This is a genomic window from Streptomyces sp. 5K101 (assembly GCF_046506645.1).
Taxonomy (GTDB): domain Bacteria; phylum Actinomycetota; class Actinomycetes; order Streptomycetales; family Streptomycetaceae; genus Streptomyces.
Genome location: NZ_JBKFFO010000003.1, coordinates 116329 through 130037, shown reverse-complemented (window position 1 = coordinate 130037; position 13709 = coordinate 116329). Strand labels below are relative to the sequence as shown.

The window sequence follows — 13709 nt, the reverse complement described above, 5'->3', positions numbered from 1 at the left end:
TGAACCTTTTGGGGCTAATTCCGTCAAGACCTTGAGCGGGGCCAAACTCCGATGAGCGCACAGCCACCACGGAAAACGCCCGCCCGCCGCACAACTGTGCGGCGGGCGGGCGGGGAACGGCGGCCGTTACTTGAGCGCCCCCGCGGTGAGCCCCGCCACCACCTGGCGCTGGAAGATGATGTACGCCGCGAGCACCGGGAGCATCGCCATCACCAGGCCGGCGAAGAGACCCGACCAGTCGCCCTTGTAGCCCTGGCTCACCGCCAGCTGGACCAGCCCCTGGGACAGGACCTTCTTGCTCTCGTCGGTGTTGAGCACCGTCGGCAGCATGTACTGGTTCCACTGGCCCAGGAAGTTGAAGATGCCGACGCTGATCAGCCCGGGCCGGGCCATCGGGAGCATCACCTGGAAGAAGGTCCGGGTGTGCGAGGCTCCGTCCATGAACGCCGCTTCCGCCACCGAGGTCGGCAGGGTGCGGAAGAAGGCGGTCAGGAAGAAGACCGTGAACGGCAGCGAATAGGCGATGTAGACCAGGATCAGCCCGTGGATCGTGTTGAGCAGCGCCATGTTGTTCAGGACGTAGAACAACGGGACCAGGGCCAGGATGATCGGGAAGCTCATCCCTCCGATGAAGAGGAAGTAGATGAAGCGGTTCCCGGGGAAGTCGAAGCGCGCCAGCACATAGGCCGCCATCGAGCCCAGCAGCAGGGTGCCGGCCAGCGAGCCGCCGACCACCAGAACGGTGTTCAGGAAGTAGTCGCTCATGTGCGCCTCGGTCCAGGCGCGCGACCAGTTCTCGAAATGCAGCTTGTCCGGCGGCGCCCAGGGCGAGGTGAAGATGGACCGGTCGTCCTTGAAGGACGTCATCACGGCCCACAGCAGCGGCATGACGACCATGAACGCCCAGAGGATCAGCATGCCGTGCGAGAAGACGTTGAGAACCTTGCCCTCACCGCCGCGCTTGCGCGACTGCGGGGCGGCACCGGCCGTCGTGGCCACGGGGCCGTCGCCGCCGCCCTCCTCGATGCCGACCGGAGGGGATTGAGTGGTTTTCATAGTCAGTACTCCAGCCGCTCGCGCCGGCCCAGCCGCATCACGATCGCCGCGAAGAGCAGCGTGACGATGAGGAGGGCGACACCGATCGTCGTTGCATAGGCGGCCTGACCGTCGCGGAAGGCCTTCTGGTACACGTACAGCGGCATCACGATGGTCGAGTAGTCGGGGCCGCCTCCGTTCGGGCCGACGGTCATGATCTGTACGACCGCGAAGGACTCCGCGCCCAGCGCGAGGATGCCCATGTAGACCCAGCCCGACTGCACGGTGTCCCACAGCAGCGGCAGGGTGATCTTGAAGAACGTGGTGACACGGCTCGCGCCGTCGAGCAGCGCGGCCTCGTAGAAGTCGCTGGGGATCGAAGCCATTCCGGCGGAGAACAGCACCACGAAGAAACCGACGGTGCTCCAGACCAGGACCGCCATCACGCACCACAGGGCCAGATCGGGATCGCCCAGCCAGACCGGCTGGACGCTGTCGAGGCCGACGGCCTTGAGGGCCGAGTTGATCGCGCCGCTGTTGGGGTTGTACGCGAACTGGAAGAGCAGCGCGACGATCGCGATCGAGAGCACCTGCGGGAAGAAGTACACGATCTTGTAGAAGGACGATCCCCGGACACCGCTCACGGCGCCGGCGGCCTTGCCGTTCCTGCGGTGCCGGCCGCCGACGTTGAGCATGAAGCTGAAGAACAGTGCCAGGCTCAGCGTCACCAGCGGCAGCAGCAGTGCGAAGATCAGGCTGTGCTGCAGCGACTTCCAGAAGATCTCGTCGTCCAGCATCCTGCTGAAGTTGTCGAAACCGACCATCTCGAAGTCGGGGCTCAGTCCCGTCCAGTCCGTGAACGAGTAGTAGATGGACTGGATGAACGGCCAGATGACGAAGAGTGCATACAACGCCAGGGGCATGGCCAGGAACCCCACGATGAAACGGTACTTGCCGTGCTGCATGCCTACCGACCCCGATCTTGTCGTCGCAGCCGCCGCTGGTGACGCGTGCTCACTGGTGCTTGTAGTGCTTGATGGAGTCGTCCTTGGCGGCCTCGTCGGCGAAGCCCTGGATCTTCTTGATCGCCTCGGCCGGGGTCAGGCGGCCCGCCATCATCTCGCCGAGACCGGCCACGCCGATCTTCTCCTTCTGCAGGGCGACGTACCAGTCCTGGAGTCGCGGGTTCACCACGTTCTCGCCGGCCTTCTGGAGCGCGGCGACACCGGACTTCAGACCCGGCGTCAGCTCGATGCCGTCGGTGCCTCCGTTGAACGCCGTCAGCGACTTGACCTGTGAGGTGAAGTTCTTGGACGACGCCTCGCTGAGCATGATGCGCAGCTGCTCCATGCCGCCGTCGGGGTTCTTCGCGTTCGCCGGGACGATAAAGGGCTCACCGCCGGACGCCCACATGGTGCCGAACGGCATCCTGTCCGAGCTGTCGATGCCACTGGGCGCGGAGACCGCGAGGTCGAAGTCCTTCGGCATGGTCTTCGCCGCCTCATTCTCCACCCACGAGCCGTTGGGGATGAAGAGCGCCTTGCCCTCGGTCCAGGCGGTCTGGGACTGGATGTGGTCCAGGCCCGGGGTGCCCTTGAGGATGTAGCCCTTCTTGTAGAGCTCGTAGTACGCCTCGAAGCAGGCCTTGACGGCCGGGTGCTTCCAGGCGTTGGGCTCGAGGTTGTCGATGGCGTCGAGGACCTCGCGGCCGCCGACCTTGGCGATCATCGGGTAGAGCGAGAAGGGGATGTAGTACGGGTGCTTGCCCGCGTACGTCCAGCCCGCGATGCCCTTCTTCTTGGCCTTCTCGCAGAGGGCCAGCATGTCGTCCCAGGTCTCCGGGTACGTGGCGTCCAGGCCGTCCAGGGCCTTCTGGGAGTACCACACGCCGTACACGGTGTAGGCGTAGTAGAAGACCCAGACGGGATCGCCGTCGAACTGGCCCATCTCGACGATGCCCGGCCGCAGCGTGTCGCGGACCTTCTTGTTCGGGTCGTCGACCGACGGGGCGTCGAGCAGCGGGGTGAGGTCGGCGAGCTGCTTCTTGCCGACCAGGACGCCCATGTCCATCTGCTCCGCGCCGGAGTTGTCGATCAGGTCGGGCGGGCTGCCCTGGTTGAAGCGCGGCTGCAGGACGGACTGGATCTTCTGCGTCGCGGAGAACTTGACCTTGGGGGCCTTGGGGAAGTTCTTCTCGTAGACCGCGACGGCGTCCTTGGCGTACTGCGTGCCGAAGCCGCCGTCGAAGATGACGACCTCCAGCTGGGCCGTCTCGTTGACGCCGAGCGGGTTCTGAGCGCTCTTCTCGCCCTTCTCGACCTGATTGTCCGTGCCGCCGTCACCGCTCGCACAAGCGGACAGGAAACTCATCGTCGGGACGGCAATCAGCCCGAGTGCGGCCGACCGCTTGATCAGATTTCGACGGCTGAGGCCCTCATTGTTGTCGTGGGCGGAGGTGAATCCCATGCTCAAGTCCTCGCCTTCTCCAGGACTCAGGCGGTGTACCGGTCGCCCGTACTGCTCGCCTCAGGCGAAGGGCCCCGTTACCGCGGTCGGTTGCTGCGTTTTCCCGAAGGGAAACCCAGTGAAGCTCGCATCGTGCACCGGCCGGCAGCGGGAACGGATCTTTTCCGGCCGCCGGTCCACGTGGCCCGACCGCCGGTCGTCCCCCCTGCCCGCAATCTGTAACTCCTCTACGGACGCCGACAGGTATAGTCCACTTCCCGCCAACTGAGCAAGATCGAATGCAAGGTTGGACGGCAGTCTTTCCCGAGTTGAGACCTCGCGGACACAAAGGACCCGTGCGGCCGCCGACGACCGCTGCATTCTTCGCGGAACACCATATTCCGACCCGCCTGCAACGCCAACACCCTTGACACCGAAGGAAGCTTGGCTCCCTACTGGATCCTGCGCCTCGCGCCTGACAACGTTGTCCAACGCGCCTTCCCCTGGAGGAATGACCCGGGATGCAGCCCAGACTCCGACCCTGGCAGAGACCAGCCCATGCGGTCACCCTGGCGGTGAGCGCCTCACTCCTCATGTTGACGGCCCCTTCCGTCGCCGTCGCCCTTCCCGCACACACCGCCCAATCACCCGCTGCCGACCAGGAATTCACGTCGTCCTTCGAAGCGGATGAAAAACAGCCCAATTGGCGTAATACCGTCGAAGTCGGCACGGACGGAAAGAAGCGGTCTTCGGGCGTCGACGGCGGATTCTCGAGCGGAATTCCGGGCAATGTCACCGACAAGGTGACCGGACTGCGCGCCAGCGGCGAGAACACCGGCGCCGGCGAGACGAAGGAAAACCTCGTCGACCTCCTGCCGGGCAGCAAATGGCTTACCTTCGAGCCCACCGGCTGGGTCGAGTTCGACACCGACGAGCCGGTCAAGGTCGCCACCTACGCGCTGACGTCCGCCAACGACTTCGCCGAGCGCGACCCGAGGGACTGGACGCTCAAGGGCTCGGCCGACGGAAAGACGTGGACTGTCCTCGACACCCGTGCGGGCGAGACCTTCGCCAAGCGCTTCGAGACCAGGACGTACGACATCGGCTCGCCGTCCGAGGTGACGGCGTACGCGCACTACCGCCTGGAGATCACCAAGAACAACGGCGCGTCCGGGATCACCCAGCTCGCGGACGTCCAATTCTCCAACGGCGACACGAGCACACCCGTCCCGGACGACATGCGCACCCAGGTCGACCGCGGCCCCAGCGGCTCCCCCACCGCCAAGGCCGGGGCCGGCTTCACCGGAAAGCGGGCGCTGCGGTACGCGGGCACCCACACGCCGGACGGCCGCGCCTACTCGTACAACAAGGTCTTCGACGTCGACATCGCCGTGCGGCGCGACACCGAGCTGTCGTACAAGGTCTTCCCCGCCATGGCGGAGACCGACCTCGGCTACCCCGCCACGAACGTGGCAGTGGACCTCACCTTCACCGACGGCACGTACCTCAGCGACCTCAAGGCCGTCGACGCGCACGGCGGCCTGCTGACACCCCAGGGCCAGGGCGCCGCCAAGCGGCTGTACGTCAACCAGTGGAACGCCGTCGCCTCCGGCATCGGCACGGTCGCGGCCGGCAAGACCGTCGACCGCGTCCTGGTGGCGTACGACTCCCCCAAGGGCCCGGCGAAGTTCCAGGGCTGGATCGACGACATCACGATCCGGCCCAAGGCGCCCGAGAAGCGGCTCACGCACCTGTCGGACTACGCCTCCACGACGCGCGGCACCAACTCCAGCGGTTCCTTCTCCCGCGGCAACACCTTCCCCGCCACCGCCGTCCCGCACGGGTTCAACTTCTGGACGCCGGTCACCAACGCGGGCTCCCGGAGCTGGCTCTACGAGTACGCGCGCGGCAACAACGCGGACAACCTGCCCACGGTGCAGGCGTTCAGCACCAGCCACGAGCCGAGCCCGTGGATGGGCGACCGGCAGACGTTCCAGCTGATGCCGTCCGCCGCGGCCGGCACCCCGGACACCTCGCGCACCGGCCGGGCGCTACCCTTCCGGCACGAGAACGAGACCGCTCGCCCGCACTACTACGGCGTGACGTTCGAGAACGGTCTCAAGGCCGAGATGACGCCGACCGACCACGCGGCGATGATGCGGTTCACCTATCCCGGTGACGACGCGAGCGTCATCTTCGACAACGTGACCGAGCAGGGCGGTCTCACCCTCCATCCCGCGAACCGGTCCTTCACCGGCTTCTCCGACGTCAAGAGCGGTCTGTCCACGGGTGCCACGCGGCTGTTCGTCCACGGCGTCTTCGACGCGCCGGTCACCGACTCGGCGGCCGACGGCGTCAAGGGAAGGCTCCGCTTCGACGCGGGCGACGACCGCACGGTGACCCTGCGCATCGCCACCTCGCTGATCAGCGTGGAGCAGGCGAAGAAGAACCTCGCCGACGAGATCCCGGCGGGCACCGGCTTCGAGCGCGTCCGCGGCAAGGCGCAGGACGCGTGGGACGACCTGCTGGGCAGGGTCGAGGTCGAAGGGGCCACGTGGGACCAGCTGACCACGCTCTACTCCAGCCTGTACCGGCTCTACCTCTACCCGAACTCGGGCTTCGAGAACACCGGCACCAAGCGCAACCCCCGGTACCAGTACGCGAGCCCCTTCTCGCCGATGCCCGGGCCCGACACCCCGACCCACACCGGCGCGAAGATCGTCGACGGCAAGGTGTACGTCAACAACGGCTTCTGGGACACCTACCGCACGACCTGGCCGGCGTACTCCTTCCTGACGCCGAAGAAGGCGGGCGAGCTGGTGGACGGCTTCGTCCAGCAGTACAAGGACGGCGGCTGGATCTCCCGGTGGTCCTCCCCCGGCTACGCGGACCTGATGACCGGCACCAGTTCGGACGTGGCCTTCGCCGACGCCTACGTCAAGGGCGTGGACTTCGACGCGGAGGCGGCGTACGAGGCGGCGCTGAAGAACGCGACCGTGGTCCCGCCGTCGTCGGGGGTGGGCCGCAAGGGCATGGAGATTTCGCCGTTCCTCGGCTACGCCTCCACCGCGACCCACGAGGGCCTGTCCTGGTCGCTGGAGGGCTACCTCAACGACTACGGGCTCGCCGAGATGGGCAAGGCGCTGTACGAGAAGACGAAGAAGGCGCGCTACCGGGAGGAGGCGGAGTACTTCCTGAACCGCGCCCGCAACTACGTCACGCTCTTCGACTCCGAGGCCGGCTTCTTCCAGGGCCGCAACCTCAAGGGTGACTGGCGGGTTCCGTCGGGCCAGTACGACCCGCGGGTGTGGGGCTACGACTACACGGAGACCAACGGCTGGGGCTACGCCTTCACGGCGCCCCAGGACTCGCGCGGTCTCGCCAACCTCTACGGCGGCCGCTCGGCCCTCGGCAAGAAGCTCGACACCTACTTCGCCACGCCCGAGACGGCGTCGCCGGAGTTCGTCGGCTCGTACGGCTCCGTCATCCACGAGATGACCGAGGCGCGCGACGTGCGGATGGGCATGTACGGCCACTCTAACCAGGTCGCCCACCACGTCACCTACATGTACAACGCGGCGTCCCAGCCGTGGAAGACGCAGGAGAAGGTGCGCGAGGTGCTCTCGCGCCTGTACACGGGCAGCGAGATCGGCCAGGGCTACCACGGCGACGAGGACAACGGCGAGCAGTCCGCCTGGTACCTGTTCTCCGCGCTCGGGTTCTACCCGCTGGTGATGGGCAGCGGGGAGTACACCATCGGCTCGCCTCTGTTCACCAAGGCGACCGTGCACCTCGACAACGGGCGTGAGCTGGTGGTGAAGGCCCCGAGGAACAGCGCGCGGAACATCTACGTGCAGGGCCTGAAGGTCAACGGCAAGAAGTGGAACTCCACGTCGCTGCCGCACGAGGTGGTCGCCAGGGGCGGCACGCTGGAGTTCGCCATGGGCCCGAGGCCGTCCGCGTGGGGCACGGGCAAGGACGCCGCGCCCGTCTCGATCACGCAGGACGACAAGGCCCCCGCTCCGCGGCACGACCTGACCACGGCCAGCGGCCCGCTCCTCGACAACTCCTCGGCCACATCCGCGGCGGTCACGTCGGCCGACCTGCCGGTGGCGCAGGGGACCCGGGCGGTGCAGTACACGCTGACCTCGGCGGCGAAGGAGAAGGCGCCGAAGTCCTGGGTCCTGCAGGGCTCGGCCGACGGCCGGTCGTGGACGGACCTGGACAAGCGGTCGGGCGAGTCGTTCGCCTGGGACCGGCAGACGCGGGTGTTCACGCTCGACGAGCCGGGGGCGTACGCGCACTACCGGCTCGTCCTGGCGGAACAGGGCACGCTCGCGGAGGTGGAGCTGCTTGGTTGAAACAGCGTGGCACGGTGAGCGGTTGTAGCGATTCCGCTACACGAAAAACCAGTGAGCCTGTGAAGGTCGCATGAAAGGATCAGGGTGAATCTGTGGCCTGCCCCGTCGAGCGGGGCGGGCCACGTCATCGAGACACTCTCATGGAGACTTACGTGGCCGAACTCTCTGGCCCCAAGCGCGGCCGGGCGCGTGCCCGCCTCGTTGCCGCGGCGACCGCCGCGGCACTGCTCGTCACGGGGGTGGCCGCCGGATCGGCGTCCGCCGCGGACCCGGCGCCCGCCGCGACCGCCGCCTCCCAGGCGCCCGCCACGAGCGGGAACACCTTCGGCATCCAGTCCACGGCCGCCGACGCCCCGGTCAACGCGCTGTACGGCGTCAACAGCGCGGGCAACATGTACGGTTACGCGCCGAACGGTTCCGGCGGTCTCGACAGCCGGGAACACGTCGGTTACGGCTGGACCAGCAGCAGGCACATGACGCAGGCCGACCACGACGCGGACGGCTCGTCCGACGGCATCTGGACGGTCGAGAGCTCCGGCGCCCTGTACCACCTCTTCTGGGGTGAGGACCCGGTGACCGTCGGCACCGGCTGGGGCATCTACAACAGGGTGCTCTCCACGGGCAACCTCGCCGGCGCGGGCGCCGACGACCTGCTCGCCCGTGACGGCAGCGGGAACCTGTGGCTCTACCTGGGCTACGGCAACGGCAAGCTGACCGGCCGCTCCAAGGTCGGCTCCGGCTGGCAGATCTACAACCAGATCACCGGCAAGGGCGACCTGACCGGTGACGGCAAGGCCGACATCGTCGCCCGTGACGGTGGCGGCACACTGTGGCTCTACAAGGGCACCGGCAGCCGCACGACCCCGTTCAGCGCGCGCACCAAGATCGGTACCGGCTGGAACATGTTCAACAGCCTCGTCTCCGTCGGTGACATCGACCTCGACGGCACGACGGACCTGATCGCACGCGACACCGCGGGCGCGCTGTGGCGCTACTCGGGCACTGGTATCGCCATGTTCCCCTTCAAGCCGCGCGTCAAGATCGGCACCGCCGGCTGGAACACGTACCGGCTGATGTTCTGATCCGTCACGCGAAGGGGCCGCACTCCCGTTGCCGGGGGTGCGGCCCTCTTGCTTCGCGCCTGGTCCGTCAGCCGCGGCGGTGCTTATCCGCGAATGAGGTTGCGCAGCACGTACTGCATGATGCCGCCGTTGCGGTAGTAGTCCGCCTCACCGGGGGTGTCGATGCGGACGACCGCGTCGAACTCCACACCGGTGTCGGTGGTGACCTTGACCGTGCGCGGCGTGGTGCCCTCGTTGAGCTCGGTGACGCCGGAGATGGAGAAGGTCTCCTCACCGGTCAGGCCGAGGGACGACGCCGACGCGCCCTCCGGGAACTGCAGCGGCAGGACGCCCATGCCAATGAGGTTCGAGCGGTGGATGCGCTCGTACGACTCGGCGACGACGGCCTTGACGCCGAGGAGCGCGGTGCCCTTGGCGGCCCAGTCACGGGACGAGCCGGAGCCGTACTCCTTGCCCGCCAGGATCACCAGCGGGACGCCGGCGGCCTGGTAGTTCTGCGAGGCGTCGTAGATGAAGGAGACCGGGCCGCCCTCCTGCGTGAAGTCGCGGGTGTAGCCGCCTTCCGTCCCCGGCGCGATCTGGTTGCGCAGCCGGATGTTGGCGAACGTACCGCGGATCATGACCTCGTGGTTGCCGCGGCGGGAGCCGTAGCTGTTGAAGTCGCGGCGCTCGACGCCGTGCTCCGTGAGGTACTTGCCGGCCGGGGTGTCGGCCTTGATGGCGCCGGCCGGGGAGATGTGGTCGGTGGTGACCGAGTCGCCGAGCTTGGCCAGGACGCGCGCACCGGCGATGTCCTGGACGGGGGCCGGCTCCATCTCCATGCCCTCGAAGTACGGGGGCTTGCGGACGTAGGTGGACTGCGGGTCCCACTCGAAGGTGTTGCCGGTCGGGATCGACAGCGCCTGCCACTGGGCGTCGCCCGCGAAGACGTCGGAGTAGGACTTGGAGAACATGTCCTCGCCGATGGCGTTGGCGACGACGTCGTTGACCTCGGCCTCGGTCGGCCAGATGTCCTTGAGGTAGACCGGGTTGCCCTCGGTGTCGGTGCCGAGCGCCTCCTTGGTGATGTCCACCTTCATCGAGCCGGCGAGGGCGTACGCGACGACCAGCGGCGGGGAGGCGAGGTAGTTCATCTTGACGTCGGGGTTGATCCGGCCCTCGAAGTTGCGGTTGCCGGACAGCACCGAGGTGACCGCGAGGTCGTGGTCGTTGACCGCCTTGGAGACCTCCTCCGGCAGCGGGCCGGAGTTGCCGATGCAGGTGGTGCAGCCGTAGCCGACGAGGTTGAAGCCGACCTTGTCGAGGTAGGGGGTCAGGCCCGCCTTGTCGAAGTAGTCGGTGACGACCTTGGAGCCCGGGGCGAGGGTGGTCTTGACCCACGGCTTGCGGGTCAGGCCCTTCTCGACCGCTTTCTTGGCCACCAGCGCGGCGGCGACCATGACGTACGGGTTCGAGGTGTTGGTGCAGGAGGTGATCGCGGCGACGGTGACGGCGCCGTGGTCGAGCGTGTAGGTCGAGCCGTCGGGGGCGGTCACGGGGACCGCGTTGGACGGTACGCCGTTGCCCATGGCCGGGGAGTCGGAGGCCGGGAAGGACTCCATGCCCGCCTCGTCGACGGAGTCGACGTAGTTGCGGACGTCCTGCTTGAACTGCTCGGCGGCGTTCGCGAGGACGATGCGGTCCTGCGGGCGCTTCGGGCCGGCGATGGAGGGGACGACCGTGGACAGGTCGAGCTCGAGCTTCTCGGAGAAGTCGGGCTCGGCGGCCGGGTCGAGCCAGAGGCCCTGCTCCTTGGCGTACGCCTCGACGAGCGCGACCTGCTGCTCGGAGCGGCCGGTGAGCTTGAGGTACTTCAGGGTCTCGCCGTCGATCGGGAAGATCGCGGCGGTGGAGCCGAACTCCGGCGACATGTTGCCGATGGTGGCGCGGTTCGCGAGGGAGGTGGCGGCGACGCCCTCGCCGTAGAACTCGACGAACTTGCCGACGACGCCGTGCTTGCGCAGCATCTCGGTGATGGTGAGAACCAGGTCGGTGGCAGTGGTGCCGGTGGGCAGCTCGCCGGTCAGCTTGAAGCCGACGACGCGCGGGATGAGCATGGAGACCGGCTGGCCGAGCATGGCGGCCTCGGCCTCGATGCCGCCGACGCCCCAGCCGAGCACACCGAGGCCGTTGACCATGGTGGTGTGCGAGTCGGTGCCGACGAGGGTGTCGGGGTAGGCCTGGCCGTTGCGGACCATGACCGTACGGGCCAGGTGCTCGATGTTCACCTGGTGGACGATGCCGGTGCCCGGCGGGACGACCTTGAACTCGTCGAAGGCGGTCTGGCCCCAGCGCAGGAACTGGTAGCGCTCCTTGTTGCGGCCGTACTCGAGCTCGACGTTCTGGCCGAAGGCGTCGGCGGTGCCGAACTTGTCGGCGATGACGGAGTGGTCGATGACCAGCTCGGCCGGGGCCAGCGGGTTGATCTTCGCCGGGTCGCCGCCGAGCTCCTTGACGGCCTCGCGCATGGTGGCGAGGTCGACGACACAGGGAACGCCGGTGAAGTCCTGCATGATCACGCGGGCCGGCGTGAACTGGATCTCCTGGCTGGGCTGGGCCTGGGAGTCCCAGTTGCCGAGCGCCCGGATGTGGTCGGCGGTGATGTTCGCGCCGTCCTCGGTGCGGAGCAGGTTCTCCAGGAGGACCTTGAGGCTGTAGGGGAGGCGCGCGGAGCCCTCGACCTTGTCCAGCCTGAAGATCTCGTACGACTCGTCGCCCACGCGCAGCGTGCTGCGGGCGTCGAAGCTGTTCGCCGACACGACAGTCTCCTTCATCAATGTGCGCGTACTACCTCAATGCTGCCGCCACGGCTCCTCGCCGATCCGCTAAGGTAAGGCTTAGTTAGGTAACCCTTACCGACAGGCGGCTTGCGGTACGCCTTCGGCAGATATCTCGATGTCGAGATAACTCTAGTACATGACCGCGGCTCGGTCATGCCCGGACACCTTCCTCCTGCGCTTCAACCGGGAGGTGGACCCGAGGCGACCCTCCGGCGGACCCGATCCGACCCCCGAAGGGATCGGCCGCGAGTACTGTGCCGCATTTCGGGCACAAGAGGATGAACTCCCTCTGGACATACACCAACAGGCGAACAGCCACCACAGGGAGGTGACATCACTCCAACAGCCCACCCCCGCACGATCACATCTCATATGTGAGATAGCCTCCAGCCATGGCAGACGACTACCTCGTACGCATCGGCAAGCTCATCCGTGACGCCCGTCAGCATCGCGGCTGGACACAGAGTCAGCTTGCCGAGGCGCTCGGCACCAGTCAGAGCGCCGTCAACCGTATCGAGCGCGGTAATCAGAACATCAGCCTTGAGATGATCGCGCGCATCGGTGAGGCGCTCGACAGTGAAATCGTCTCGCTCGGCTACGCGGGGCCCATGCATCTGCGAGTCGTCGGCGGACGCCGTCTCTCCGGCTCCATCGACGTCAAGACGAGCAAGAACGCGTGCGTGGCTCTGCTGTGCGGCTCGCTGCTCAACAAGGGGCGGACCGTGCTGCGGCGCGTGGCCCGCATCGAAGAGGTCTACCGGCTGCTCGAAGTGCTCAACTCGATCGGCGTGCGTACGCGTTGGATCAACGACGGCATGGACCTGGAGATCGTGCCGCCCGCCGGTCTCGAGATGGACTCCATGGACGCCGACGCCGCCCGCCGTACGCGGTCCATCATCATGTTCCTCGGGCCGCTGCTGCACCGGATGGACACCTTCCGCCTGCCGTACGCCGGCGGCTGCGACCTCGGGACGCGGACCATCGAGCCCCACATGATCGCCCTGCGCCGCTTCGGACTGGACATCACGGCGACCGAGGGCATCTACCACGCCCGGGTGGACCGTTCGACATCGCCGGACCGGCCGATCGTCCTGACCGAGCGCGGCGACACGGTGACCGAGAACGCGCTGCTGGCCGCCGCGCGGCACGACGGCGTGACCGTCATCCGCAACGCCTCCTCCAACTACATGGTCCAGGACCTGTGCTTCTTCCTGGAGGCGCTGGGCGTCAAGGTCGAGGGCATCGGCACCACGACGCTCACCGTGCACGGCATGCCGAACATCGACGTGGACGTCGACTACTCACCCTCCGAGGACCCGGTCGAGGCGATGAGCCTGATCGCCGCCGCCGTGGTGACCGAGTCGGAGCTGACGATCCGCCGGGTGCCCATCGAGTTCCTGGAGATCGAGCTGGCGGTCCTGGAGGAGATGGGCCTCGACCACGACCGCTCCGGCGAGTACGCGGCGGACAACGGCCGCACCCGTCTGGTGGACCTGACCGTGCGGCCGTCCAAGCTGGAAGCGCCGATCGACAAGATCCACCCCATGCCGTTCCCCGGCCTGAACATCGACAACGTGCCGTTCTTCGCGGCGATCGCGGCCATGGCGCAGGGCCAGACGCTGATCCACGACTGGGTCTACGACAACCGTGCGATCTATCTCACGGACCTCAACCGCCTGGGCGGCCGGCTCCAGTTGCTCGACCCGCACCGGGTCCTGGTGGAGGGCCCCACGCGCTGGCGCGCGGCGGAGATGATGTGCCCGCCGGCACTGCGCCCCGCGGTGGTCGTCCTCCTCGCGATGATGGCGGCGGAGGGCACGTCGGTGCTGCGGAACGTGTACGTCATCAACCGCGGGTACGAGGACCTGGCGGAGCGGCTGAACACGGTGGGGGCGCAGATCGAGATCTTCCGCGACATCTGAGAACCGGGCACGTCGGCACATGACCGATGTGCCGGACAGAGTGTC

At 67.3% G+C, this 13709-nt stretch carries 7 protein-coding genes; 3 read left to right on the top strand and 4 right to left on the bottom strand.

The features are described from left to right. Positions 1-126 precede the first annotated feature (126 nt). Genes ACLB9X_RS06380 through ngcE form a run of 3 tightly spaced genes read right to left on the bottom strand, consistent with a single transcriptional unit; the run spans position 127 to position 3501 of the window. Positions 127-1056 carry a carbohydrate ABC transporter permease gene (locus tag ACLB9X_RS06380; protein ID WP_410359254.1) on the bottom strand — a complete coding sequence of 310 codons (930 nt, stop codon included), beginning with the start codon at positions 1054-1056 and terminating at the stop codon, positions 127-129. Between the two features lie 2 nt (positions 1057-1058). After that, positions 1059-2000 (bottom strand): carbohydrate ABC transporter permease, encoded by a 942-nt coding sequence (locus ACLB9X_RS06375; protein ID WP_410359253.1) that lies wholly within the window; start codon positions 1998-2000, stop codon positions 1059-1061. A 49-nt stretch (positions 2001-2049) separates the two neighbouring features. Then, positions 2050-3501 (bottom strand): N-acetylglucosamine/diacetylchitobiose ABC transporter substrate-binding protein, encoded by a 1452-nt coding sequence (ngcE, locus tag ACLB9X_RS06370; protein WP_410359252.1) that lies wholly within the window; start codon positions 3499-3501, stop codon positions 2050-2052. Positions 3502-4073: 572 nt separating this feature from the next. On the opposite strand from ngcE, the gene ACLB9X_RS06365 reads away from it, so the two are divergent. Together ACLB9X_RS06365 and ACLB9X_RS06360 are read left to right on the top strand one after the other, a co-directional pair. Then, positions 4074-7841: a GH92 family glycosyl hydrolase gene (locus ACLB9X_RS06365; RefSeq protein WP_410359583.1), complete on the top strand. Its 3768-nt coding sequence runs from the start codon at positions 4074-4076 to the stop codon at positions 7839-7841. Between the two features lie 152 nt (positions 7842-7993). Continuing rightward, positions 7994-8923, top strand: a complete 930-nt coding sequence (locus tag ACLB9X_RS06360; protein ID WP_410359251.1) for an FG-GAP repeat domain-containing protein — start codon at positions 7994-7996, stop codon at positions 8921-8923. 83 nt (positions 8924-9006) lie between these two features. Here the strand turns inward: ACLB9X_RS06360 and acnA are convergent, their stop codons facing one another. Continuing rightward, entirely contained in the window at positions 9007-11721 is a 2715-nt protein-coding gene (acnA, locus tag ACLB9X_RS06355) for an aconitate hydratase AcnA (RefSeq protein ID WP_410359250.1), read from the bottom strand. Positions 11722-12134: 413 nt separating this feature from the next. On the opposite strand from acnA, the gene ACLB9X_RS06350 reads away from it, so the two are divergent. Continuing rightward, complete coding sequence (locus tag ACLB9X_RS06350; RefSeq protein WP_410359249.1) at positions 12135-13664, top strand: helix-turn-helix domain-containing protein; 1530 nt, start codon at positions 12135-12137, stop codon at positions 13662-13664. Positions 13665-13709: the final 45 nt, after the last annotated feature.